Origin of the sequence: Polyangium jinanense, from assembly GCF_028435265.1 — a bacterium.
Lineage (GTDB): Bacteria > Myxococcota_A > Polyangia > Polyangiales > Polyangiaceae > Polyangium > Polyangium jinanense.
The window spans coordinates 671,702-695,564 of sequence record NZ_JAGTJK010000001.1 but is presented as its reverse complement, the minus strand read 5'-3'; the positions used below and the strand labels follow the sequence as shown (position 1 = coordinate 695,564).

Genomic DNA, 23,863 nt, shown 5'->3' with positions numbered 1-23,863 from the left:
GGGGAACGAACATCCGTGCGTCGAGTGCGGGCGCACCTGGCGTGGCGTCCGCGAGCCCGTTCCTGCAGCTCGCGCGAGCGTCTGACCGCAGAGGCCCTCGGTGAAGAGCGCGCGTCGCGGAGAGCGTGCGACCGCCGAGCGCGCCCGAGTGAATCGCCCTCGCGATCACCGAGCACGGGTGGGCCCGCGCGGGCTCGCTTTGGGACTACGGCCGGGCAGGGGATTCGGCTCGATTCCACGCGCGCGCAGATAGGTGGCCCCCCAGTCGCGGAGCGTCCGCAGGACGGGCGCCAACGTGCGCCCAAACTCGGTGAGCTCGTACTCGACCTTGGGCGGCACCTGCGGATAGACGTGCCGCACCAGCACGCCGTCTTCCTCGAGCTCGCGCAGCTGGAGCGTCAGCATCCGCTGCGTGGCGGTCGGGATGCGCCGCGTGAGCTCCATGAAGCGCAGCTTGCCGCCGAGGAGATGGAACAAGATCAGGGGCTTCCACAGCCCGCCGACCACCGATAGCGTGGCTTCCACGCCGCAGCCGCTCTTCGGATCGTGACGTCGGGATCTCATACTTACAAAAATGGTAGTATAGGCGAAAATTGTGCGTTCTTGCAATGCCTGCGGTGGCGACCTAAACGTCCGTGACCCGGAGGCGACATGCACGCACTGCTCACAAGAAAATCGGCGTCGGGCCTCTCGACGGAGCTGACAGATTTGCCCGCGGACCAGCTGGGTGAGGGAGAGGTCACGCTTCGCGTCGAGTGGTCGACGGTCAACTACAAGGACGCGCTGGCCCTGACCGGACGCGGCGATATCATGAAGGTGCTCCCGCTGGTGGGCGGCATCGACCTGGCCGGGACCGTCGAGTCGTCCGAGGACGCGAATTTCAAGGCAGGCGACCGCGTGCTGGCGAATGGGTGGGGGCTCAGCCAGACCCACCACGGCGGTTACGCGGAGCAGGCCCGGGTGCCTGGAGCTTGGCTCGTGCCCGTACCGGATGCGTTCAGCACACGGGACGCGATGGCGATCGGTACCGCCGGCTTCACCGCGATGCTGTGCGTCCTCGCGCTCGAGCACGCAGGGCTCGCTCCCGACCGCGGGCCGATCCTGGTGACCGGCGCGAACGGCGGCGTGGGAGGGGTCGCGATCTCCTTGCTGTCGACGCTCGGCTATCGGGTCCTCGCGTCGACCGGACGCTTGGCGGAAGCGGACTATCTGAGCTCCCTGGGGGCGGCCGAATGCATCGACCGAGAAGAGTTATCGAAGCCGGGGCGCCCGCTTGGCAAGGAGCGGTGGGCCGGCGCAGTGGACTCCGTCGGCAGCCACACCCTCGCCAATGTCCTCTCGCAGACGCAGTACCGCGGCGCGGTCGCGGCGTGCGGGCTGGCGCAGGGCATGGACCTGCCCGCATCCATGGCGCCGTTCATCTTGCGCAACGTGACCCTGGCCGGCATCGACTCCGTGCACGCACCCAGGTCGGCGGAAGCAGGCCTGGGCGCGCCTGGCGACCGATCTTGACCTTGGAAAGCTCGCGTCCGCAACGCGCGAAATCGGCCTCGCGGACGTCCCCGGGGTCGCGGCAGAGATGCTGCAAGGCAAGGTCCGCGGCCGCACGGTCGTACGGATCCGCTGATTTGAAACGACGCGAGAGCCCGCGGCGCGCCGCGCTTTCGCCCACCCCACTTCGGCGAGCGGGCGCGCCCGCACGCACACCATTTGGTCACCTGAGAACAACGAGAGATGAGGAATGAGATGACCCAAGCACAAGAGCCCAAGGCGCAATTGGCGGTCGAGGCGCGCGGCGCCACCTTATTGGTTCGCATCGACGCGGGGCCGCTGCAGGTGTTCGGCGCCGACTTGGCGCGGCAGCTGGAAGCGCTGGTGGAGCGAGTGGACAAGGATCCTGACGTCCGTGCCGTCGTGCTCGCGAGCAGCCACCCGACGCGCTTCATCAGCCACGCGGACGTGAAGTGGCTGCAGGAGGGGGGCGCGCAGTATCTGGCGAGGCAGCAGTCGGGGGCCGCCGCCCCTCCTCCGCCGCCGGACTACGTCGGCCTCGATCGCCTGCACGCGCTCTTTCTGCGTATGAACAGCGTCGCCGCCGTCTTCGTAGCCGCGCTGGAAGGCGCCGCGCTCGGCCTGGGTGCTGAGCTCGCTTGGGCTTGCGATCTGCGCGTCATGGCGGACAGCGACGCGTTCATCGGCCAGCCGGAGGTGCTGCTCGGCATCATGCCCGGTGGGGGCGGCAGCCAGCGACTGACGCGCCTTTTGGGCGTCCATCGTTCGCTTCTGGCCATCCTCGATGGCAAACCGTTCACGCCGGCGCAGGCGTTGGAGATCGGCGCAGTGGACGCCGTTGTGTCGAAGGCGAACGTGGTCGCGAAGGCCATCGCGCTTGCCGACGAACTCGCCAAGCGCCACAAGCCGAGCCTCGCGGCCATCAAGCGCTCGGTGTACTTCGGCGGCTCGCTCCCGCTCCCCGAAGGCATCAAGCTCGAGGCGAAAGAATTCCTGGGGCTCGACGTCGCCGAGGAAGGCCAGAGGCGGATGCGCGCGTACCAGGAGCAGACCGCCGCGCGGGGAGAGCTGCCGCTCTACATTCCGGGCGGGTACGAAGCGGCGCTCCAGGCCGGCCGGACCACCGACTAGCACGAGATCCACATAGAGCGCACGGGTCGCCGTGTCCTCGATGCTCAACGCTCGCGGTCAATGCAGCCACGGCCACCTCGAACGCAGTTTTCGTCTGCCCGTGCGCCATTGCCGACAGAACCGCGAGCTCCGGCCTTCTCTGCGCCTCCGCGATGTCCGCCACGACCGGGACGCCAAGAAAAACCTCGCCGCGCGAAGCGCGATTCGATTGACGCGGCCCAGGCGCTCCCCCACGCTCCCCGGTTCATGCGCCGCCGGGTCTCCTCGCTCGCCGTTGCCCTCATGCTGCTCGTCTCCACGAGCCCGAGCCGCGCCGACGGGTGGAACGTTTTCACGGTCGGGCCGATGGGCGGCGTCGTGTTCGGACCTGAGCAGCCCGCGCTGGGGCTACTCGGCGGTGAGATCACGTTCGTGCATTACGGGAACGCGTCCGGCCGAGGAGTGGGATACGGAGGCTTCGTTCAGGCGAGCGCCGTGGGCTTCGAGCGCGCGCGGGTTTCGTTCGGCCCGCAGATCAATACCTCGATCTTCGGTGCCGAGGTCGGGGCCACATTCGAAAGCGCGACCAAGGAGCGAGCCGCGTTCGTCGGCGCGCACCTCGCGCCTTTCGTGTCGATCGGATTCGCCTCGATCACGTTCCAGCTCGACATCCCGTTCGCACCGCTCTCGGACGGCCCGCTCCCCCCCGTCGAGATGGTCTTCGGCGGCACCCTCAAGCTGCCGATCGATCTCAAATATGGGGTCCTATCGCCACTCAAAGCGCTGCGATAGGCGCCGGTCAGTGCACGAGGAACCACCGCACGCCGGGCTTGATTTCCATGTGGAAATGGTCGGCGTGGTCGGTGTTGTAATTCGGCGAGAGCACGTACGTGAAGATGCCCGCGTCCTGGGATTCGCACACGAGCGCGCGGAGCTCCTGCGCGACGGGCTGCTCGGGCTTGCGGGCTCCCTCGCCGCAGGTCTTTTCGCCGATCTTGCCGTGGAAATGGTCGAGGACGCTGATCCAGGTGCCGTCCTTTTTACGCAATCGGCCGACGTCGATCGCGAGCCCCGCGGGATGACGCGTGCCCGGCGGGGCCCAGCGCGGGTGGGGCACGGTCTTCGCCGGCGCTGCGTGAGGCTCGGTCTTCGCGGGAGCGGCTTGTACCTCGGGCTTCGCCGGCGCCGCTTTCGCCTCGGCCTTCGCCGGCGCATGATGCGGCGCGGTCTTCGGCGCATGATGCGGCGCGGTCTTCGGCTTTTCGCTCGCCGTCACCATCTCGCGCGGCTTTGCCTGGACCGCGGCGGGCGCCTTGTGTTTCGTGCCCTTCGTCGCGCCCTCGGAATGCTTGGTCCCGAGCGCGCCTTTGCCAAGGTCCGACGCCTTCGCCGCATTCGCTTGCGGAAGCTTCGAGCCTGTCTTGGGCGTTTCCGCTTTCGGCGCCTCCGCTTTCGGCGCCTCCGCTTTCGGCGCCTCCGCTTTCGGCGCCTCCGCCTTCTGTGCATCCGCCTTCGGCGTCTCCTTCTTGGGCGCCTCTTTCTTCGCCGATTCCTTCTTCGGCGCTTCCCTCTGCGCCGGCGCCTTTTTCGCCACCACGGGCGCAGGCATCTCGCGGGGCACGTTCGGCCGGTACATCGTGTAATGGACGAGCTCGTCGATCTCGTGACGTTCGAGCACCGCCGTGAAATCGTCGAGCGCAAGCGCCAAGCGCGCGTCGAGGATCTCGAACATCGACGTCGACCGCTGCTCCTCCGGCAACGCCGAATGGATCAACACGCCGTGCAGGCGCCCGGTGAGCCGGACCGGCGCGCGCACGCCGGGCACGGGGTCGATGCGCACGTACGGCAGGCTCCTCTTGTCGAGCTCGGCGAATGCCTCGTCGTCCGTCATGTTCGCGTATCGATACGCCGGGCTCGCATCGACCACGGAGGCGTCAGGCGTCACCAGGAACGGCGAGACCGCGCTCGCCGGACGGGTGCAGAGCATGCCCGCGCCGAACGTGAGCGCCGCGAGACAGGACGGGCCGAGGGAGCGGAGAAGCGAACCGAGCACCACGAGCCGACTGTACCCACCGTCCCCAGGAAGGCCAGAAAATCGAAGATCTTCCCGGACCACCCCCTGACCACGGGCTCGCGCCGCCGGCCAGACGAAGCTATCCTCGCCGGCGCGTGCTGCCGGATCCTCCCGCCCCCCTCGAAACCCCCGCGCCGCCGCCCGCCCCGGGCCTCGGCGCCGAGAGCCCCGCGCCCGCCGCGCCCCTGGAGCCCGTCCCCGAGGCGCCGAACGCGCGCCGCCCGCTGCTCGTCGCGCTCGCCACGACGCTCCTCGTGACCGCGCTCTCGTACCTCGCGCCCAAGGATCACGCGGGCACGGCCGTGGGGCTCGCGTTCCTCGCGGTCACGTGGTGGCTCGTCCTGCGCGGAGACGAGCACGTGATCCGCGCGCACGGGCTCTCGCTCGGAGGCCTGCTCGAGCCGCTCCCGCTCGATCGGCGCAGGCTGCTGCGTGACGCGGCCTCGGCCTCGCTCTGGGTGCTTTTGCTCGCGGCGATCATTTTCCCGCCGTTCTGGTTCGGCTTCAAGCTGTTCTGGCGCGTGAAGATGCCCTTCGTGTTCCGGGGCTTCGAGTCGCCGTTGAACGAGATTTCCGGGCATTTTCTGGCCGTGGCGCTGCCCGAGGAGGCGTTTTTCCGGGGATACCTCCAGACCCGGCTCGACGCCGCGTGGCCGCCCCGATGGCGCGTGTTCGGGGCGGAGCTCGGCCCTTCCTTGATCGTCTCGTCGGCGATCTTCGCGATTGGGCATTTTTTGACCGTGCCGAGCGTGGACCGGCTCGCGGTGTTTTTCCCGTCGCTCGTCTTCGGCTGGCTGCGCGCGCGGACGGGCGGCGTCGGCGCGGGCGTCGTGTTCCACGCGCTCTGCAACATCTTCTCGGCGACGCTCCAGCGCGGCTACGGGTTCTCGCGATGAACGCACCGAAACCCCGCGCGGCGCTCTTCGACATGGATCGCACGCTCGTGCGCAAGGAGACCGCGAGCCTTTACGTGCGGTATCTGCGCGACATCGGCGAGGCGTCGACGTTCGACCTCTTGAAGACGTTTTACTGGGTCGGGCAATACACGCTCGGGCTCCTCGACGCAGAGAACATGGCGGAGAGGGCGCTCGCGCCGCTTACAGGCACGCCCGAGAGCGCGCTCATCGCGCGCTGCGAAGACTGGTTCGGCAAATACGTGGAGCGGCACGTCGCCGACGCGGGACGGCGCGCGGTGAAGAGGCACAAGGAGGCCGGCGACGTCTGCGCGATCGTGACGGGCGCGACGAAGTACGCCGCGCGGCCGCTGGCGCAACGACTCGAAATCGAGCACGTCGTGGGGACCGAGCTCGAGATCGACGCGCGTGGCCATTTCACGGGTCGGGCGGAGCGGCCGATTTGCCTCGGCGCAGGGAAGGTGCGGCGCGCGGAGGCGCTCGCGGACAAACTCGGGTTCGTGCTCGAAGAGGCGACGTTTTATTCGGACAGCGTGACCGACGTGCCCCTGCTCGAACGGGTGGCGAAGCCTGTCGCCGTGAATCCCGATCCGCGGCTCGAACGCCTCGCCCGACAGCGCGGGTGGCGCATCGAGAGGTGGTGAGATGGTCGCCGTGGACTTCCCGGACAAACCCACGACCGTCGAGATCCGCGAAGAGGGCGATCTGCTCGTCGTGTGGCTCCGCGGCGATTACGACACGCAGGTCGAGCGGTACATGCAGGCCCTCCGCGGGGACCTGGAGAAACGCCACGGCTACCGGCTCATCCTGATCCACGTGGGGCAGGCCGGTACGATCACGACCGAGGCGCGGCGGGAAATGGTCGCGTGGAACCGGGAGCGGAAGGCGCCGGGCGCGGTCGCCATTCTGGGGGCGAGCTTCACCGCGAGGACGCTCGCGAAGATGGTGCTCACGGCCGGCCGTCTGCTCACGAAGCGGCGCGTCGATTTCGGTTTTTTCGAATCCGAGGCCGAGGCGCGGACGTGGCTCGCCGAGCGGCGCAAGGAACTACGCGAGCTCATCCGGTGAGGTGCGGAGGCGAATGAGGCGGCAATTCGGGGAGCAAGTCGCGTGGATCGAGGAGCCGAACGTCTTCGCCATGCGCCTCTCGGGGGAAATCGACGGTCCGTCGCTCGAAGGGCTCCTCGATTTTCAATCGGACTGGTCCGCAGGAAAAGACCATATCTTCGTGCTCTGCGACCTCTCCGCGGTCACCGGAGCGACGATCGAGGCGCGGCGGGTGCTGCAGGGCAAGCGCGTCACGACCCCGATGACCCACCTCTGCATCGGCGCGAGCTTCACGATCCGGGTTGTGACCGAAATGGTCGTGCGGGCGGCGCGATTCATCGGGACGGCGCCGCGCGAGATGCAGATCGTGTTTTTCGCGTCCGAGGCCGAGGCGCGCGCCTACCTCGACCGTCCACGGCCGTCCAGGCGAGGGAAACGAGCATGAACGGCATTCCGCGGCGAAAGACCGCATTCGTGACGGGCGGGACAGGGTTTCTCGGCTGGGAGATCATCCGGCAGCTCCTCGAAGCGGGGCACCACGTGGTCGCGCTGTCGCGGAGCGGGGATTTGCCGGGAGACCTGCCGCGGGCCGCGCTCGAAATCGTGCGGGGGGATCTCGACGACGTGGAGACGCTGACCGAGGCCATGCGCGGCGCGTCGGTCGTGTATCACGTCGCCGCCGACGTGCGAATGTGGCGCGCGAAATGGGTGGAGATCGAGCGGACGAACGTCACGGGCACGCGGAACATGCTCTCGGCGGCGCGGCGCGCGGGCGTCCCGCGATTCGTGTTCACGTCGACGGGCTCGACGATCGGAAAGCCGTATCCGCCTCCCCATGCGGTCGTCACGGTGGACGAGACGAGCCCGTACAATTTCGCGCCGCTCCAGATGGTCTATCCGCACACGAAATGGCTGGCGGAGCAGGAGGTGGAGCGCGCCGGGCGCGAGGGGCTTTTCGTGGTGATCACGCATCCGGTGGCGGTGTTCGGTCCGGGTGACTGGAAACGAAACGTGCTGCCGCTCTTTTGGGCGACGCGGAAGGGCACGACGATCGCCGCGCCGAACGGGATCCGGACGACGTGCGACGTGCGGGACGTGGCGACGGCGCACCTCGCGGCCGCCGAGCGGGGGAGCTCCGGGCGGCATTACATCCTCGGAGGCGAGGCGCTCTCGGTGCGCGCGCTGCTCACGCGAATCGCCGCGGCGGCCGGCGGGAAGGCGCCACGTTTCACGCTGCCGGATCGAGCCGTGATGGGTTTGTCGTTCCTGATGGAGAGCGCGTCGCGCCTCACGGGCCGGCCGCCGATGCTGAGCCACGAAATGGCGCTGCAAAGCACGTTTCGGGTGCGTTTGTCGTCGGAGCGGGCGGCGCGGGAGCTCGGGTATACGTCACGGCCGCTCGACGTGTCGCTCGCGGATGCGGCGCGGTTTTACCGGGAACAGGGGTGGCTCTGAGCAGGCCCGAGGACGAAGGCGTCAGTGCGTATTCTCGACGTGCACCCGCCGAACATCCTTGAGCCGTTCGAGCCGCTCGATCAGGTCGCCCACGCGGAGCGCCGATGGAAAACCGACGTCGAAGGTGATGGAGATCCGCCGCTCCTCATCGAGGCGCCGCTCGTAGTCGATGTTGAAGACGACGACGTGGAGTTCATCGAGCAATGCCTCCACGTCGTCGAGTTGCTTGGAGTCGGCGAGGACCACCGAGACGCGCTTCCGGACGAGCACGTTGCTTTTGCCCTCGAGTCGCCGCACGACCGTCTGCACCACGAGCCCCATGGCCGTCACGACGGCGGCTTCGAGCAGCATGCCCGCGCCAGCACAGAGACCTATCGCGGTCACCAGCCAGAGGCCCGCTGCGGTCGTGATCCCCTGAATCGTCAGCCCGGTCCGCAGAATGACGCCGCCCGCTAAAAAGCCGATGCCCGATACGACGGAGGCCGCGATGCGTGAGCCGTCCACCTCGACGAGCTCCCCCTCCGTGTACCCTTGAAAGTAGACGAAGTGAGCGGACACGACCATGAACGTGGCCGATGCCGTCGCGACGAGGAGGTGCGTTCGCAGGCCCGCGCGCTTGCCGTGCCGGTCGCGTTCGTAGCCGATGATTCCGCCGAGCGCCGTACCCACGACGATGCGTGTGATCATCTCAACGTGAGAGATCATGGCCTCGACTCCTCGAGTCACACCCATTGTGCACGCGTGGAGCGGCGGCGCAAGCCTCGGGAGCGAGGGAGGGGTGCCAGCAAGTTGCACGCCCCGATCGGTGCTGGTAAAACTTCGCTCTCTTCGATGGAGCCGTTCGATCCAGACTCCTCACGGCGCACGATCGCCACGCTCGACGTCGCGCTCGGGTGCATTGCGATCCTCGGATTGGCGTGGATCCCGTTTTTCTGCTGGTCCGTCTCGCTGGAGAAGTCCTGGGCCCGCGCGGCGGGTGAGCGAACAGCGGCCGCCCCGTCAGCAAGCACGGAAGCGGCTCACCGCGAGTTGGTCACGCCCGAGCAGGAGCAGGCGGGCGCGCTCGTATGGGTATCGCCGGGGCCCTCCGCCGCCCGAGGGGAGCTCGACGAGGTTTTTCTCGACGAAATCGACGACGCGCTCGGCAGTTGCCTGCCCGACGACGACCATCGCGAAGGGGCCACGATCCGGCTCGTCGCAGACGAAAAAGGGGCCGAAGACGGCAGCCGCGACACGCATATCCTCGCCGTCGAGTACCGGCCGCCCGTCGGCGAGCCGTCTCGGTTTTACGAGTTCGTAGGGCACGAGTTGCAGGGTTATTTCGACGCGACGGGGACACAGGCCTGCTCGACCGGCTGGCGTTCGCCCCTCGCCAATCTGCGCAGGACGTCCCCCTTCAACCCGCGCCGCATGCACCCGATCCTGCGCCGGCCGATGCCGCATCAGGGGACGGATTTCGGCGCGCCCAAAGGGACGCCGGTTTATGCGTCGTATCGCGGCACCATAAGCTTCGTCGGCCCCCACGGGGCGCACGGAAACTGGGTCGCCATTGTGCATCCGGACGGGACCGAAACCGGGTATGCCCATCTCTCCAAGTTTGCACAAGGGCTCGAGGTGGGTGATCAGGTGCGCGCGCACCAGCTCATCGGTTATGTCGGAAGCACGGGGCGCTCGACGGGGCCCCACCTGCATTTCAGCGCACGCGCGAAGGGTACCTATTTCGACGCCGAGACTCTCCTCACCCCGCCCGCCACGGCCGTGCCCGAGGCAGAACGGCACGTCTTCCTGAAGGTGAAGGCCGAGCTCGATCAGCGGCTCGACGCCGCGCCACGCCCGGCACACTGAGGTCACGGCAAGGGCGGGTTTTCCGGCGCGGGCGCGGGCTTCGACGGCGGGGGCACGATCGTGTCCTTGTCCGTGGGCGGTGCGGTCGCCTCACGGCGCGGGGGGTGGAGCTTCGCGTAGGTGTCGACGGTCCAGACGGCCATGGCCGCGATGACGGGGCCGAGGAAGACGCCGACCGGGCCGAAGAGCTCGAGGCCGCCGAAGATGCCGGCCAGCGCGATGAGCGGGTGCATGCGGGTCGACGAGCTCTGCACCCAGGGGCGGACGACGTTGTCGGAGAGGCCGATGATCACGGCCGAGATCGCCATTCCAATCGCGCTGCCGACGTGCCCCGTGGCGAAGAGGTAGATCGTCGAGCCCACCGTGACCGGCGTCGTGCCGACGAGCGGGATGAACGAGAGGAGCGCGGCGAGGACGCCGAGCAAGAACGCGTTTGGCACGCCGAACACGTTGAGGGCGAGCAGCGCGAGGCTGCCCTGGACCACGGCCGTCGCGAGGATGCCGAGGATCGCGCCATTGACGGTCTCGCGGACGGAGGCAAAGAGCTCGCGCGTCTGGTTCGGCGGGAATGGCGAGAAGCGGAACATCCAGCGGACGAGCTTGCCGCCGTCGCGCAGGAAATAATAAAGCGAGACGCCGAACAGGAAGAGGCTCAGGATGAACCCCGGCAACGCCGTGGCCATGCCGCCGACGAACGTGGCCGCGAAGGACGCCGCGCGCTGGCCGATGTTCTGGATGGCCGCCTGGAGCTGAGGACCGCCGATGTGGATGCTCCGGCCGCGAATGTCGATGCCCTCGGTCAGGAACGACTGGAAGCGCTGGATCGTCGGCGTCCAATCACGGGCCAGAAATTCGCTGATCGACTGGATGGCCTCGATCGTGAAGAAGACGAACGGGATCACGACGAGGATGATCGTGGCGAACGTGAAGAGGAGCGGCGTATGGCGCTCGGCGCGGCCCAGCCGGGGTTTCGCCTTCTCGGCAAGGGGGCTCAGGAGGAGCGCGAAGAGGCCGCCCAGGACAATCGGGACGAGGAGCGTCCGGATCATCCAGAAAAACAGGACGAGCAGCGCCGTCCTCAGCACAACGGAGAGCCAGCGATCTCGGTCCATGGACAGCACGCCTCGCTGAACCGGAGACCTGGGATGAAAGAGGCGCGGCGTCAACCGGAACGGCAGGCCGCCGCGCGACTTCGAAGAGCGTGCGGTCAGAGGCCGTCGCAGACGGGGGTGCCAGTGCTCGGGCTGCAAGCGCCGGCGTCACAGAGGCCGCTCGCGCATTCGGCGGAGACCATGCAAGCCGCGCCGTCCGGCTTCGTGGGCGCGCAGGCGCCCGCGCCCGCAGCGTCGTCGCAGAAGCCGCTCGCGCATTCGACGCTCGTGACGCACGCCGCGCCGTCGGTCTTCTTCGCAGCGCACGTCCCGGCCGCGACGTCACAATAACCGCTCGCGCAGCCCGCATTGACGGAGCACGCGCTGCCGACCTCTGCGGGCGCGGCGCAGACGCCGGACTGGAAATCGCAATAACTGCTCTGGCAATCGATATCGAGTTCGCACGCGCCGCCGTCGGCGGTCGGGGCGACGCATTTCAGCATGCCCTCGTCGAGCCGGCACGTGAGGCCCGGGCCGCAGAGGCCGTCCTGGCAAGGTTCGCCCTCGCCGGGCGGGGCCTTGCAGGTGCCGAGATCCGCGCCCGAGGCGCCCGCGCAGGAGGCGCCAGGGTCCTTGCATTCGTCGTCGGCGAGGCAGGCGCCGCCGAGCGCGACGGTGCCCTGGAACGCGGCCTCGCAATCGAGGTCCTCTTCGAGGAAATCGGTGCCGAAGAAATCGGCGCAGGTCGCGGATTCGGCCTTCGTGAAGCAGGCGTCCGAGCGCGCCGCGTCGTAGACGAGGCGGCCGGCGTCGATGCCCTTGCGGAGGTCGACGACGACGGCGCCAAAAAAGCTCTCGTATCGGGCCTCGCATTCCTGCTGGGTCGCGGGGACCGGGTCGAAGAGGAGCACGTCGTCCCGCTCGGCGGCGTCGCAGCAGGCGAAGACGCGGCCGCACTGGACGCGGGCATAGGTTTTGGGGAGGCCGGCGAGCGGATCGTCCGGGGTTTGCTGGGGATCGTCGCTGCAGCCGGCCCAGACGAGGCCGCTCATGAAGAGGCCTCCGAGAATCTTCGCAATCGTTCGCACGGCCCTTTTTAGGAGTTCTCCGGCGGAGAAGCAACAACGCCGTTCGTCCCGAAAGGGTCAGGGCTGGAGGTGCACGGGGTGCTTGGCGATGAGGGCGGCGATCTCGTCGAGCTCGGGGTCGGACGCGCCTGCCTTGGCTTCCTCGATGAGCGTGAGCGCGCTCTGGAAGGCTTCCTTGCTCGGATTCTTGAGCGCCTCGGCATACGCGACGATGGCCTTGCCCTTGGCGAGCTGGGGCTTCGGCGCGGCGAGCAGATCGGCGAGGGTCATGGTGACCTTCACCTCGCGGTCGAGATACGTGAGCGGGGTCTTCCAGCGCGCGACGACGGTGATGCTGTCGTTCGGATCGACGACCGACGGGTCACACGCTTTGATGACCTGGTTGAAGATCATCGCGTCGCTCGGAGCGAGGTGCTGCGGCTCGACCTCCTCGGGGTTCGTCGAGTACTCCTCGCCGTAGAATTTGAACATGCGCATGTACCAGGGGAGCGTGATCTCGACCTGCACGCCGCGCGCGGCGACCTCCATGGTCTCGTCGAATCGATCGACGAACATGCGCGTCGCCTCGGCCGGGTTGTCGAGATAAACGTATGCGCCGCGGCCCTTGTCCGTGACGGTATCCATGAGCAGGTCGTTGTAGTTCTCGCCGGGGCCCGCGCCGACGCCGACGAGGTAGATGCCCTCCTTGTCGGCGTCCTCGGATTGCAGGCCGATGAGGTCCTCGTCCGTGACGCCGACGTTGGCGCCGCCGTCGCTGATCAGGATGACGCGGTTGAGCCGGCCCGTGCCGTAATGCTGGCCCGCGAGCTGATAACCGACCGCGAGGCCCGTCGAGAGATCGGTGCCGCCGCTCGCCTCGATGGATGCGGCCATCGCGAGCACCTGCGGATCGTTCGGCCCCGTGACCTTGTGGCCGGAGAGGACGATGTTGTTGCTCGTGTTCCAGGTGACGGCATTGACGATATCCCCCTCGGCGAGGCTCTGCGCGATGGCGGTGATGGTGGCGCGCTCGCGCTCGATGGGCTCGCCGCCCATGGAGCCGGAGGTGTCGAGGACGAACGTGATCGTCACGGGGCGGCGAGGCTTGACCGCGTCGTAGGAGCGGACGCCGAGCTGGAGGTCGAGCTCGCCCGCGACCTTGGTCTCGCCGAGGTGCGGGAGGATCGAGAGCTCGCCGGTGGGCGGCGCGGGGTACTGGATGCGGTAGTAGTTGAGGAACTCGTACGTGCGCACGAGGCTCGCGGACGGGGTGATGCCCTTGTTCAAGAGCTCGCGGATCTGGACGGGAGAGCCCATCGAGTTGGAGTCGTCCGCCGAGAGGTAGAGGATGACAGGGCTGTCCTTGTCGAGGCCATCACACGCAAAAGGTGCAGCGGCGTCGGTGCCCGCGTCGGTGCCCTCCGAGGGCGGCGGGGCCGGTGGCGGCGCGACGTTACCGCCCGAGGATTCTCCCGGCGGCTCCGAATAACCCCCGAAGTCGCTGCCAGCCTCGTCGGCCCCGCACGCAGCGAGACCCACGGCGACGATCAGCGAGAGGGCGGCCGAGCCTATGAAAACGACGTTCTTCATCGAGCACCTCCGAGCCTCACCCCCAACCCCTCTCCACGCGGTGGAGAGGGGCAAAGAGGCATTTCATCTCCCCTCTCCACCGCGTGGAGAGGGGGCGGGGGTGAGGTCTGGAAAGCAACGGACATGCCCTCCGCGATCAACGCAATGCCAGCATACGCACCGTACGAGGCTTCATGCGCACTTCGAGCGTGCCCGCGCGGGCCTCGAAGGTGGAATCGTCGATGAGGTCGGTCGCCTTCGTGCGCGCAGCGCCGGCGCTGACGCGGGCGACGATGTCCCGCTCGGAAGGATTGACGATGAAAAGCACGCGCGGCGCGCCCGAGGCATCCTCGTGCACGGTGACGTAGACGCCGCCAGGGTCGCAGGCGTACGCGGGGAGGCCGAGCGTCTCGATCGCATGCGAGACGGCCGCGTCGGCCGCAGCGGGGACGTCGCCCGTGAGGAGGCCGTCCTCGCCGAGGCGGCGTAGATCGAAGGGGACGGAAAGGGGCCGGAAGGCGCCGTCGAAGCGAGGTTCGCGCGGGCCGATCGTGACGCGCGCGCCGCGCTCGTGGGCCTCGGCGAGGCGCTCGAAGAGCTCGGGCTTCAAGGCGCCGGAGGTGGCGCAGATGAGCCAGCGCGCGTCGCCGAGCGCGATGTCGCGGTCCTCGCCGCCCACGACGGCAAACGGCACGCCGCGCGCTTCGAGGGCTTGCTCGAAGGCGCGGGCGAAGTTGTCGGCCTCGATGGCGAGCGGATACCCGAGGCCGAGGTCGTCCTCGACGCAACGCTCACGCGCGCCGGCCCCGACGATCGAGAAGAACGCGCCGGAGAGCGGGCCAAACGCGTGCATGACCCGCGCGAGCCTGCGCTCGGTGCGAGGAATGAGGATGCGGACCGGGGTTTTTCGGCGCAGGTCGTGGAAGCTCGTCTGTTCAAGGGCGGCCGAGAGCTTCCGCCAGAAGACGGCATAAGGCCGCGCGCGGCCGTGGCGATCGATGGGCGCGCCGATCCATCGGTCGCGCTCGACGGCCATGTAGACGTTGAAGCCACGCAGGCCGTACGCGAGGGCGCAGAGGACGGTGAAGGCGCCGTCGCGCTCGTCGAGGGGCGGGAAAAAGGGCGGAAAGCCCGCGCCCATCTCGCAGGCGAACGCAGGGACGGAGAGGGCCTCCGAGCGCGTCGCGAGCTCGCTCGTGCGGCGCGCGATGACGGCGCGGCTCGTGGGATCGGCCGCGTGGTAGTAGTCGAGCCCGACGAGGTCGACGACCTTGGTGACACGCGCGGCGTTGAGCGGCGTCGCGTCCTGGCCCGGCGGGAGGTTGTGCGTCGTGGGCAGCCCCTCCATGCCCGCCGCGGCGAGCGCGCGGCCGAGGCGCTGGAACGCGGTGGCGAGCAGGTGCTCGTGGAACTCGGACCAGTCGAGGTGGCGCGCGAGGTCACGCGGGCGCTCGGCGTCGAACTTGCGCGGAGGGTCGATCGAGGAGAAGCGTTTGACCTCGCCGCGGCGGCTCGACGGGACCTCGCCCTCCGCGAGCTCGGTGCCGTAGGAGGCGCGCAGGGCGTCGATGGTGCCGTATTTCTCCCGGAGAAACTCGCGGTAGAGGCGGATCGCGTCGGGGTGGTAGTCCTGGTCGTAGGCGCCGTCGCGGAAGTAGAGCGCGCCTTCGTTGTCGATCTGGAAGAGGACGATCGGCCCGTTCGGGTAGAGGAGCGGCGTGAGCACGGGGCCGAGGGCCTGGAAATACCGGGCGGCCTCGTCGTGGAAGGCGTCGCTCGCGTAGCTCGGGACGGGGAACGCGAACGGGAGCATGGGAAGCATCACCGGGTTCTGGTCGGGCGATCGCGCCTGGCAGGCCGGGTCCCAGACGATGCGCTCGGGGAGGCCGAAGTACGTGAGCTCGGCGTTGATGTGCGGCCCGGGACGGGCGATGACGTACAGGCCGAGCTCCTCGGCGATGCGGCAGAAGCGGGTGATGTCGCGCTGGGGGTCGGTCGCGCCGAGCTCGAGTTTGCCGGGGGCGACCTCGTGAACGCCCCAGGGGATGTAGATGTCGACGAGGCGGAGGCCCATGGCCTTGACGGCTTCGAGGCACGCGCGCCACTCGTTCGGATCGAGGCGCCAGTAGTGAACGGCGCCCGCGCGGAGCGGAACGACCTCGCCAGCGATCTCGAGGCCCCCAGGGACGAGACGCACCCTACGATCGAGGCCCTCGCCCCCTGCCCTGTCTTCACGTGCGGTCATGACGGCGGGAGCGAGGGTAGCAAAGAAGGGACGAACCCGGTGAGCTTCAAAGGCGGACGAGGCGCCGAGTTTTGGTAGTGTACGCCCATGGCGAGCAAGACCCACGTCGACGGCAACAAGGTGACGATCGACGACAGCCTCTACCACGTGAGCTCCGCGGGCGGTCAGTACGCCGTGAACGACGAGTTCGGCGTGCGAACCGGCTACTTCTCGGTGCGCGGCCGCGTCGTGACGCCGGAGGACTACGGCGTGGAAGGCGCGCACCCCATCTTGCAGATCGGCAAGTTGTGGGCCGCGGCGAACCTGTGGAAAGCGAACGAGAAGTCGGCGTCGTCGGTGCCCACGAAAGGTTTCTGCCGGGTGGTGACGCACGAAAAGGCGAGCGACGCGGACCTGGAGAAGGCGCGCGCGCACCGCGCCTGGATGCGAAAGCAGCCCGGATGCAAGGCAAGTTATTTCGTGACGGATCCGGCGACCGGAAAAGGAATGACGATCAGCATTTGGGAGACGCGTGATCAGCTCAATGCGTTCAAGGAGGCAAGGCCGCCGGAAGGCGCCGTCGCGCTCAAATCGCTGAGCGTGGAGGTGTTCCCGATGGTGGAGGAGCCGTGAACGTGAGAATGTGATCTCCCACGCGGAGGTCACATGCGTCGACACTTCTTTCTTCTTTCAATGGTCCTCGGCGGCTTCTGCCTGCATTGCGGCGGTGGAGGCGACGCCCCTTCATCGAGCTCCAGTTCATCGAGCTCCGGCGGCTCCGGCGGCGCGGGCGGCTCCGGAGGCGTGGGCGGCTCCGGCGGCAGCGGCGCGTCGGGCGGCGCGGGTGGCGCGGGCGGCGGCGCGGGCGGCGGCGAGACATTCTTGCCGCTCGACCCGAGCTTCGGCGCGGCGGGCCTCGCCACGACGGCCGGGAGCCAGCCGAACAGGGATATCGTGTATGCCTCCACGCGCCAGCCAGACGGCAAGACCCTCGTCGCAGGCGGCACGTCGGACACCTCCTACGGCGAGGGATTCCTCTTCCGCGCCAACGCCGACGGCACGCTCGACAAATCCTTCGGCGACGGCGGCAAGGTGCTCGCGACGACACGCAGCCGCGCCGCGTTCCACGGCGTGGTCGTCGCGCCGAATGGAGACGTCCTCGCCGCGGGCCTGGCTTCGCCGCAAATCAGCCTCAACCTCACCCGCGTGCTCGTCGCGCGCTTCGATGCGACCGGCAAGCCCGTCGCTTCCTTCGGCGAGGGGGGCCTCGTGCTCGGCGCCTCGGGGACGGCGTTTTCGATCGCGCTCCAGCCCGACGGCAAGATCGTCGTCGCTGGCCTGCTCCTTCCGCCCTTCCAGCAGCCCGGATACCTCGTGCAGCGCTTCCTCCCCGACGGGAGCGTGGACATGGCGTTCGGGAACGCGGGCATCGTCGAGATCCCGTTCGAAGATGGGTCGTTCGCCTCGGCCGTGGCCCTCACGAACGAGGGCAAGATCGTCATCTGCGGCATGCCGGGCGATGGCTCCGGCACGACCCTCGTGCGGCTCCTGCCGGATGGAGCGCTCGATCCGAGCTTCGACGAGGATGGCATCCTCATGACCTCGCTCCTCGACCTGTACGATGATGCGAACTGGACGTCGCCCCTCTCCGGCTCGATCTGCGGCGTCGCGCCGGACGGCAAGATCCTCGTGGCGGGCGGCAGCCCCCTCGCCACGTCGGTGCTCCGCCTCGATTCGAGCGGCAAACCCGACACGACGTTCGGCGGCGGGGACGCGCTCGCCTCCCTTGCCATTGCGGACGGCGGCTCGGCTTGGGCCGAGTCCTTGCGGATCCTCCCGGATGGCTCGGTGCTCGTGGCATTCCGAACCGACGATGGGCCCTACGCCGTGGCGCATTTCTCCGCGGACGGGACCCTCGACACGAATTACGGCACGGCGGGCCTGGCCAAGTTCCCCACCATGGGCGCGGTTCGCGAGATCACCCTGGCCCCCGATGGAAGCGTCGTCGGCGCCGCCCGCTCGAGCTTTTCGAACATCGGCACGACGCTCGCGCAGCTCACGCCTTCCGGCGCGCAGGACACCACGTATGGGCAGGGGGGCATCAGCACGCTGCAATCGGGCGCGACGCGTGACGTCGCCTTTTCGGTGAAGCTCGCCGCGGACGGCAAGATCGTCTCGGCCGGCACGATGGGCGCCCAAACGGTCGCCACGAACGCCATGATCACGCGGCACCTTTCGGACGGCACGCCCGACGCGGGCTTCGGCGCGGGGGGCGTCGTCCTGCTCGACAAGGTCTCGCCGGCCGTGGACCTCGCGCTGCAACCGGATGGCAAGACGCTCGTCATGGGGGCTGCCTTCGGCACGAGCTCCTACGGGGTGGCGCGGCTCGACGCGTCGGGCGCGCCCGACACGAGCTTCGGCGTCAATGGAACCGTCAACCTCCCGGAATCGATGGCCACGGCGATCACGCTCGGCGTCGACGGCGAGGGGCGCGTCGTGGTCGGAGGGATTGGAATGGGCTCGCCGTATGGGATCCCCTCGTTCGCGAGGCTGCTCGCGACGGGCGCGCTCGATACGACCTTCGACGGCGACGGGGCGGTCACGCTGCCGGCGACGTTGGGACAGGTCCACGACCTCGTGGCGCTCGACGACGGCACGATCGTCGCCACGGGCTGGAAGGATTACACGAGCTCGTTCGTGGTCCGATTGCTCCCGAGCGGCGCGCTCGACCCGTCCTTCGGCGACGGGGGCGTGACGACCGTGCAGAATGCATCCGCGCTGAACCGGCTTTCGCGGGAAACGAACGGCGGATTTTTGGTGGCGGGCATCTTCATCGTGCCGGGCGCCCTCGACGGCTTCGAGATCGGCATCGCGCGTATCGACGACAAGGGCGTGCGTGACATGACGTTCGGCGAGAATGGTCTCGTCAAGCGGAGCGTCGAGGGCGTCGTGACCTCCGACGTCCCCGCGGTCATACCGCTGCCGGACGGCGGTTTTTACGTCGCGACCACGGCGGTGCTCGACCGCGAGACGATGGTGGTCTTCAAGTACCTGCCCGACGGCAAGCCCGACCCGAGCTTCGGCAATGCAGGGCGCGCGCTGGTCTCGGCCCCGGGGCCGTGGGGAGCGTACGATGGGCTTTTGCAGCCGGACGGGAAACTCGTCCTCGCCGGGCGCGGATTCTCGCCGAAGAGCGGTACGGATTTCGGGCTCGTGCGGATCGCGCCGTGAAACGCGTGATGTTTCCAATGGTGGTAGCTTTGCAAACATGAGAATGTGACCTCCTTCGCGGAGGTCACATGCGTCGACACTTTTTCCTTCTTGCAATGGTCCTCGGCGGCTTCTGCCTGCATTGCGGCGGCGGAGGCGGCTCCCCTTCTTCGAGCTCCAGTTCGTCGAGCTCCGGCGGCTCCGGCGGCTCGGGCGGCTCGGGCGGCGTGGGCGGTTCCGGTGGCGTGGGCGGCTCCGGCGGCTCGGGCGGCTCGGGGCCGAACGTCCCGGAGGCCGTCGTCGCGCTCGACCCGAGCTTCGGCACGGACGGCGTCGCCACGGCGGCCGGAAACAAGCCCAATTGGGATCACGTCCACGCCTCGTTACGCCTTCCGGACGGCAAGCTCCTCGTCGCCGGCGGCACGTCCGACACTTCATTTGGCGAGGGGTACCTCTTCCGGGCCACCGAAAGCGGCACGCCCGACTTCTCGTTCGGCGAGGGCGGCAAGGTGCTCACGAGCAACCTGACCCGGACCTCGTTCCAGGCGGTCGCGGTCGCTCCGAATGGAGACATCCTCGCCGCGGGCCTCTCCGTGCGCGGCACCGAGCAGAGCCACGTCCTCCTCGCGCGCTTCGACGCGACCGGCAAGCCCGTTTCTTCCTTCGGCAAGGCGGGCCTCGCGCTCGGCGAACAGGGGGTGGCGGTTTCGATCGCGCTTCAGGGCGACGGCAAGATCCTCGTCGCCGGCCGGAGCGGCGAGCCTCTTTCGCCGGGATACCTCGTGCAGCGGTTCCTCGCCGACGGGAGCATCGACTCGAGCTTCGGACAGGGCGGCGTCCTCGAACCCCCGTTCGAGAATGGATCGTTTCCTTCGAGTGTGAACATCACCGGCGACGGCAAGATCGTCCTCTGCGGCAAACACGGAAACTTCGATGGAATGGCATTCGTGCGGCTCTTGCCGAGCGGCGCGCTCGATCCGAGCTTCGACGGCGACGGCAAGGCCGTGGTGGAGGAGCTCCGCCTGTTCAATTACGACCCCGCGACCCCGGCCTATGCGTCGTCATTCTGCGCCGTCGCGCCGAATGGGAAGATCTTCGCGACCGGGGAGGCCACGGGGGGTACCTCGGTCCTGCGGCTCGACGCGGATGGAAAACTCGACCCGACGTTCGGCGACGGGGATGGCATCGCGACCACGTCGGTCTCCGCGAACGCCGCGGAATCCATGCAGCTCCTTCCGGACGGCAAGGTGCTCACGACGTTCAACGGCTCGGGCGGGTACAAGGTGGCTCGGTTCGACGCGAATGGGATCCTCGACAAGACGTATGGCGTGGATGGGATTGCGCCGGTCCATCCGGCGTGCAGGGTCCGCGACATCACCGCGGCCCCGGACGGGAGCGTCATTGCCGCTGGGCGGTGGGACTTCCCGCCGAGCACCGGCACCACGCTCTCGCGGATCACGCCGGACGGCGCGCAGGACGACGCGTACGGCCTGGCAGGGCTCGCCACGCTGCAATCGGGCGCGTCGCTCGACGCAGCCATGTCCGTGAGACTCGCCGCGGACGGGAAGATCGTCTCGGCGGGCACCACGGATTATGGCCATGGATACTTCACGAACGTGATGATCACGCGGCACTTACCGGACGGCGGGCTCGACGGGGTCTTCGGCCCGGGGGGCGTCGTCGTGCTCGATTCGCTCTCGAGAGCGCTCAGCGTCGCGCTGCAATCGGACGGCAAGACGCTCGTCGCGGGCGTTGCCCTCGACCCGTCCGTCCGCCATCTCGTGCGGCTCGGCGCGACGGGCGCGCTCGACCCGAGCTTCGGCGACAATGGCGTGTTCAACATACAGCACCCGCTCCAGGGCACGCCGAATCCGATCGCCGTCGACGGGGACGGGCGTATCGTGATCGGAGGGACGACGAAGGGCCCGTTCTTCAACATCCCCTATGTCAAAAGGCTCCTCGGGACGGGCGAGCACGACACGAGCTTCGCCGTCGACGGGTTTCTGGCGCTCCAGTTGACGGAGGCGCTGATCACGGACCTCGTGGTGCTCGCGGACGGCACGATCATCGCCTCGGGCCGGAGCGGCGCCACGACGTCCTACGTGGTCCGTGTCCTCCCGACCGGCGTGCTCGACACGTCCTTCGGCAATGCGGGGGTGACGACGATCGAGAATTCTTTCCCGGCAACCCGCCTGGCGCGCCAAACGAACGGAGGATTCCTCGTGGCGGGCCTCTTCATGAAGCCGGGCGACGTCGACGCCTCCCATCTCGGGATCACGCGCCTCGACGACAAAGGCGCGCTCGACATGACGTTCGGAACGAATGGCCTCGTCGAGCAAAGCATCGGGAGCCTCGCGCCCACGGGCGTGCCCGCCGTTGTGCCCCTGCCGGACGGCTCGTTTTTCGTGGCAACCGAGGCCGTGCTCGACCGCGAGACGATGGTGGTCTTCAAGTATCTGCCGGACGGAAAGCCCGACGCGAGCTTCGGCAATGGTGGGCGCGCGGTGGTATCGGCCCCGGGGTCGTGGGGCGCGTACGATGGGCTCTTATCGCCGGACGGAAAGGTCATTCTCGCCGGTCGTGGGTTCTCGCCGAAGACCGGGACGGATTTCGGCCTCGTGAGGCTCGCGCCGTAGGGTCAGGTGGAACGCGGCGCCGGGCGCGTAGGGGGGGTTCGCGCCCGGCGCCGCGTCATGCTCTGCCTCGGGTCATCGAGCGAATCATGGCGTCGCTGGGACCGAAGGGTCTATGCAGAGTAAGAATCGACCCACGGAGCGTCAAGGGTCTGACGGTGCGGAGTCCGGTAGGAGAGCAAGATTCCAGCGGATGCGCACATGGGGACGGCGGACAAACGACGCCGACGCGCGCTCGGCGGACGTCGACACGAGTCCTTGTGAATGTTGAGGTTGTCCCAGGTGACGATTAGCCTCCGCGGCCATGTCCGACGCCTGGCTCGACCCCACCCTCGTCCGCAGCCGTCTGAACGGTCCCGGCGAGAACGCGCTCCGCAAGGCATTCAAGCCTGACAACGAAGCTCACGCCGCGACGCTCCTCGCCCTCGACGACGCCGAACGTATAGGCCTCCTCGAACGCTCCGATGCGTTCGGCTCCTTTCGTCGCGCGTTGAACCAGCTCTCGCACGCGTGCGCGAAGACCCGGCCGCGCGACGCGCTCGTGATCTTCGATGCGCTTCTCCAGGGGAAAAATCCCGACCTCGCCACGTACTGCAACGCGCTGTGGGCGGTGCAGGACGACAACACGCACCTCGGCAAGGATCCCGAACGCGCCCGCAAATACCTCGCCGCCTGCCTCCCCCACGGACCGAAAAACCCCGCGATCTTTTACAATGCCGCGTGCGTCGCCATCGAGCTCGACGATCTCGACGCCGCGCTCGGCTACGTCGAGGACGCAGTACGCTTCGGGTATGGCGGCCGCGAGGCCATGCGGACGGCGTTCCGCACCGAGGCGCTTTTCGCGAAGATCCGCGACGACCGCCGCTTCTTCGACGCGCTCGACGACCGCGGTCCGCAGGGCGTCGCGCTGGTCGAGCGCGTGATTGCGAAGGTCCGTGAGGAAGGCTTTTCAGCGCTCGGCGTCGAGGTCTCGAAGAAGAAGAAGCGCGCCTGGCCGAAACACGACAAGGACTTCCGCCCGCTCTCGCCGGAGGTCCTCGACGCGCTCACGCTCCCGAACGGCGCGCCGCTGCCGCCGAGCCTGAGGAGGTGGCTCGCCTTCGACGCGCAATGGCTCTCGACGCTCGGATGGTTCGAGCTCGCGCCGGCATTCCGGTGGACCCCGCGTTCCCTCGAAGCCATCGCCAAGGCCGAATTCGGCGACATGGACGAGCCTCCCTCCGATCCCGAGCCGGGCGAGGTCGAGGAGGGCGAGCAATCCTGGGCGTCCTTCTTCGACGTGCCGGCAATGGAGTACGGATTCCTCGTGCCTGGCGGGGCCGAGCACCGCCGCGTGTGGATGCTCTCGAATGCGCCGGATCGCGAAGGCGACTATCCGGTCCTTTACATGGACATCGACGACGTGCCCTCGCTCGGGCCGATGTACCCGGGCTTCGACGTATGGCTCGCGCAGGAGGCGAACGTCATTCGCATCTCGTACGAGACGTACTCGAGCGCATTCGAGGACTTCCGCTTCGCCTCCCGCCTCCGGCACCACGCGCGGACGATGTGCGACGGCGCGGAATACGTGCAATGCCCGTCGGTGGCGCTGCGCCCGCCGCACCCGGACGACGGTGTCCGGGTGTCACTCGACCGGGACGACTGGTTCGAGCGTCTTCTCGCGCTGCGCGCGTCGCACCTGCCGGCCGACGACGCGCCGATCCGCGGCGCCTCGGCGGAGGACCTCACCTGGCTGCAAGAGCACCTCGGCGCACCTTTGCCCCCGGCCGTGGTCCGCTTTTACGAGCGGGTGAATGGCCTCTCGTGGGGACCGTTCCGCTTTCTCTCGATCGACGAGATACGCGACCGCGCGGCGCAGCGGAGCATGTTCGGAGAGGCGACGCCGCCGGCATCTCCGTTCGCCGTGCTCCTCGTGTCGCCGGGGACGGCCGACGGCTTCCTTCTCCTTTCGGAGGAGGGCATGGTCGACGGATACCAGTTCGCAGACGAAGATCTCTCCCTCACGTCGCCGAAGTCTGCGCTGGAAGAAGGGATCGAGAGCGTGCGGCATGCGGCGCTGTTTGCCGGGGAGGACGAGGAGGAGGTGGACGAGGACGAGGACGAGGACTGAAG

Annotated in this window: 20 protein-coding genes; 13 read left to right on the top strand and 7 right to left on the bottom strand. The window is 68.3% G+C overall.

Annotation, left to right across the window (positions count from 1 at the left end; all coding sequences use genetic code 11):
- Positions 1-165 precede the first annotated feature (165 nt).
- Positions 166-564, bottom strand: coding sequence for a winged helix-turn-helix transcriptional regulator (locus KEG38_RS02940; protein ID WP_272417431.1), 399 nt, complete (start codon positions 562-564; stop codon positions 166-168).
- An 87-nt stretch (positions 565-651) separates the two neighbouring features.
- On the opposite strand from KEG38_RS02940, the gene KEG38_RS02935 reads away from it, so the two are divergent.
- The 3 genes from KEG38_RS02935 (at position 652) to KEG38_RS02925 (ending at position 3,414) form a co-directional block, all read left to right on the top strand.
- The gene (locus KEG38_RS02935; protein ID WP_272417430.1) at positions 652-1,512 is read left to right on the top strand and encodes an MDR family oxidoreductase; all 861 of its coding nucleotides are present in this window, start codon (positions 652-654) and stop codon (positions 1,510-1,512) included.
- A 234-nt stretch (positions 1,513-1,746) separates the two neighbouring features.
- Positions 1,747-2,643: an enoyl-CoA hydratase/isomerase family protein gene (locus KEG38_RS02930; RefSeq protein WP_272417429.1), complete on the top strand. Its 897-nt coding sequence runs from the start codon at positions 1,747-1,749 to the stop codon at positions 2,641-2,643.
- A 246-nt stretch (positions 2,644-2,889) separates the two neighbouring features.
- The gene (locus tag KEG38_RS02925) at positions 2,890-3,414 is read left to right on the top strand and encodes a hypothetical protein (protein ID WP_272417428.1); all 525 of its coding nucleotides are present in this window, start codon (positions 2,890-2,892) and stop codon (positions 3,412-3,414) included.
- Between the two features lie 7 nt (positions 3,415-3,421).
- Here the strand turns inward: KEG38_RS02925 and KEG38_RS55395 are convergent, their stop codons facing one another.
- Complete coding sequence (locus KEG38_RS55395) at positions 3,422-4,678, bottom strand: extensin family protein (protein WP_272417427.1); 1,257 nt, start codon at positions 4,676-4,678, stop codon at positions 3,422-3,424.
- A 113-nt stretch (positions 4,679-4,791) separates the two neighbouring features.
- On the opposite strand from KEG38_RS55395, the gene mrtC reads away from it, so the two are divergent.
- The 5 genes from mrtC to KEG38_RS02895 are packed head-to-tail and all read left to right on the top strand — an operon-like array spanning position 4,792 to position 8,112.
- Positions 4,792-5,592: a myxosortase MrtC gene (gene mrtC, locus KEG38_RS02915; protein WP_272417426.1), complete on the top strand. Its 801-nt coding sequence runs from the start codon at positions 4,792-4,794 to the stop codon at positions 5,590-5,592.
- Entirely contained in the window at positions 5,589-6,254 is a 666-nt protein-coding gene (locus KEG38_RS02910; protein WP_272417425.1) for an HAD family hydrolase, read from the top strand. Before mrtC ends, KEG38_RS02910 begins: the two co-directional genes overlap by 4 nt.
- Before the next feature lies 1 nt (position 6,255).
- Positions 6,256-6,678, top strand: coding sequence for a hypothetical protein (locus KEG38_RS02905; protein ID WP_272417424.1), 423 nt, complete (start codon positions 6,256-6,258; stop codon positions 6,676-6,678).
- A 13-nt stretch (positions 6,679-6,691) separates the two neighbouring features.
- Positions 6,692-7,102: a hypothetical protein gene (locus tag KEG38_RS02900; RefSeq protein ID WP_272417423.1), complete on the top strand. Its 411-nt coding sequence runs from the start codon at positions 6,692-6,694 to the stop codon at positions 7,100-7,102.
- Positions 7,099-8,112, top strand: coding sequence for an NAD-dependent epimerase/dehydratase family protein (locus KEG38_RS02895; protein WP_272417422.1), 1,014 nt, complete (start codon positions 7,099-7,101; stop codon positions 8,110-8,112). Before KEG38_RS02900 ends, KEG38_RS02895 begins: the two co-directional genes overlap by 4 nt.
- 21 nt (positions 8,113-8,133) lie before the next feature.
- On the opposite strand, the gene KEG38_RS02890 is transcribed toward KEG38_RS02895, so the two are convergent.
- A complete protein-coding gene (locus tag KEG38_RS02890; protein ID WP_272417421.1) occupies positions 8,134-8,817 on the bottom strand; it encodes an MgtC/SapB family protein in 684 nt (227 codons plus the stop codon).
- Between the two features lie 126 nt (positions 8,818-8,943).
- Here KEG38_RS02890 and KEG38_RS02885 point away from each other — a divergent pair, with 126 nt between their 5' ends.
- A complete protein-coding gene (locus KEG38_RS02885; protein WP_272417420.1) occupies positions 8,944-9,957 on the top strand; it encodes a M23 family metallopeptidase in 1,014 nt (337 codons plus the stop codon).
- Between the two features lie 2 nt (positions 9,958-9,959).
- On the opposite strand, the gene KEG38_RS02880 is transcribed toward KEG38_RS02885, so the two are convergent.
- The 4 genes from KEG38_RS02880 to KEG38_RS02865 all read right to left on the bottom strand — a co-directional run bounded on the left by KEG38_RS02880 (position 9,960) and on the right by KEG38_RS02865 (position 15,929).
- Positions 9,960-11,069, bottom strand: a complete 1,110-nt coding sequence (locus tag KEG38_RS02880; protein ID WP_272417419.1) for an AI-2E family transporter — start codon at positions 11,067-11,069, stop codon at positions 9,960-9,962.
- A 95-nt stretch (positions 11,070-11,164) separates the two neighbouring features.
- Entirely contained in the window at positions 11,165-12,136 is a 972-nt protein-coding gene (locus KEG38_RS02875) for a hypothetical protein (protein WP_272417418.1), read from the bottom strand.
- A gap of 57 nt (positions 12,137-12,193) precedes the next feature.
- Positions 12,194-13,705 carry a vWA domain-containing protein gene (locus tag KEG38_RS02870; RefSeq protein WP_272417417.1) on the bottom strand — a complete coding sequence of 504 codons (1,512 nt, stop codon included), beginning with the start codon at positions 13,703-13,705 and terminating at the stop codon, positions 12,194-12,196.
- A 136-nt stretch (positions 13,706-13,841) separates the two neighbouring features.
- Positions 13,842-15,929, bottom strand: coding sequence for a beta-galactosidase (locus tag KEG38_RS02865; RefSeq protein WP_272417416.1), 2,088 nt, complete (start codon positions 15,927-15,929; stop codon positions 13,842-13,844).
- A gap of 87 nt (positions 15,930-16,016) precedes the next feature.
- Here KEG38_RS02865 and KEG38_RS02860 point away from each other — a divergent pair, with 87 nt between their 5' ends.
- From KEG38_RS02860 to KEG38_RS02845, 4 genes are all read left to right on the top strand, one after another.
- The gene (locus tag KEG38_RS02860; RefSeq protein WP_272417415.1) at positions 16,017-16,541 is read left to right on the top strand and encodes a hypothetical protein; all 525 of its coding nucleotides are present in this window, start codon (positions 16,017-16,019) and stop codon (positions 16,539-16,541) included.
- A gap of 33 nt (positions 16,542-16,574) precedes the next feature.
- The gene (locus KEG38_RS02855) at positions 16,575-19,139 is read left to right on the top strand and encodes a delta-60 repeat domain-containing protein (protein WP_272417414.1); all 2,565 of its coding nucleotides are present in this window, start codon (positions 16,575-16,577) and stop codon (positions 19,137-19,139) included.
- Positions 19,140-19,207: 68 nt separating this feature from the next.
- Positions 19,208-21,754: an NHL repeat-containing protein gene (locus tag KEG38_RS02850; RefSeq protein ID WP_272417413.1), complete on the top strand. Its 2,547-nt coding sequence runs from the start codon at positions 19,208-19,210 to the stop codon at positions 21,752-21,754.
- A 301-nt stretch (positions 21,755-22,055) separates the two neighbouring features.
- On the top strand, positions 22,056-23,861 hold the full coding sequence (locus tag KEG38_RS02845) for an SMI1/KNR4 family protein (RefSeq protein WP_272417412.1): 1,806 nt from the start codon (positions 22,056-22,058) through the stop codon (positions 23,859-23,861).
- Positions 23,862-23,863 lie beyond the last annotated feature (2 nt).

Bases quoted from the DNA above. Each gene is read 5' to 3' on its own strand.
- KEG38_RS02940 (WP_272417431.1), bottom strand. From the start codon at position 564: ATGAGATCCCGACGTCACGATCCGAAGAGCGGCTGCGGCGTGGAAGCC.
- KEG38_RS02935 (WP_272417430.1), top strand. From the start codon at position 652: ATGCACGCACTGCTCACAAGAAAATCGGCGTCGGGCCTCTCGACGGAG.
- KEG38_RS02930 (WP_272417429.1), top strand. From the start codon at position 1,747: ATGACCCAAGCACAAGAGCCCAAGGCGCAATTGGCGGTCGAGGCGCGC.
- KEG38_RS02925 (WP_272417428.1), top strand. From the start codon at position 2,890: ATGCGCCGCCGGGTCTCCTCGCTCGCCGTTGCCCTCATGCTGCTCGTC.
- KEG38_RS02910 (WP_272417425.1), top strand. From the start codon at position 5,589: ATGAACGCACCGAAACCCCGCGCGGCGCTCTTCGACATGGATCGCACG.
- KEG38_RS02905 (WP_272417424.1), top strand. From the start codon at position 6,256: ATGGTCGCCGTGGACTTCCCGGACAAACCCACGACCGTCGAGATCCGC.
- KEG38_RS02900 (WP_272417423.1), top strand. From the start codon at position 6,692: ATGAGGCGGCAATTCGGGGAGCAAGTCGCGTGGATCGAGGAGCCGAAC.
- KEG38_RS02895 (WP_272417422.1), top strand. From the start codon at position 7,099: ATGAACGGCATTCCGCGGCGAAAGACCGCATTCGTGACGGGCGGGACA.
- KEG38_RS02890 (WP_272417421.1), bottom strand. From the start codon at position 8,817: ATGATCTCTCACGTTGAGATGATCACACGCATCGTCGTGGGTACGGCG.
- KEG38_RS02885 (WP_272417420.1), top strand. From the start codon at position 8,944: ATGGAGCCGTTCGATCCAGACTCCTCACGGCGCACGATCGCCACGCTC.
- KEG38_RS02880 (WP_272417419.1), bottom strand. From the start codon at position 11,069: ATGGACCGAGATCGCTGGCTCTCCGTTGTGCTGAGGACGGCGCTGCTC.
- KEG38_RS02870 (WP_272417417.1), bottom strand. From the start codon at position 13,705: ATGAAGAACGTCGTTTTCATAGGCTCGGCCGCCCTCTCGCTGATCGTC.
- KEG38_RS02865 (WP_272417416.1), bottom strand. From the start codon at position 15,929: ATGACCGCACGTGAAGACAGGGCAGGGGGCGAGGGCCTCGATCGTAGG.
- KEG38_RS02860 (WP_272417415.1), top strand. From the start codon at position 16,017: ATGGCGAGCAAGACCCACGTCGACGGCAACAAGGTGACGATCGACGAC.
- KEG38_RS02855 (WP_272417414.1), top strand. From the start codon at position 16,575: ATGCGTCGACACTTCTTTCTTCTTTCAATGGTCCTCGGCGGCTTCTGC.
- KEG38_RS02850 (WP_272417413.1), top strand. From the start codon at position 19,208: ATGCGTCGACACTTTTTCCTTCTTGCAATGGTCCTCGGCGGCTTCTGC.
- KEG38_RS02845 (WP_272417412.1), top strand. From the start codon at position 22,056: ATGTCCGACGCCTGGCTCGACCCCACCCTCGTCCGCAGCCGTCTGAAC.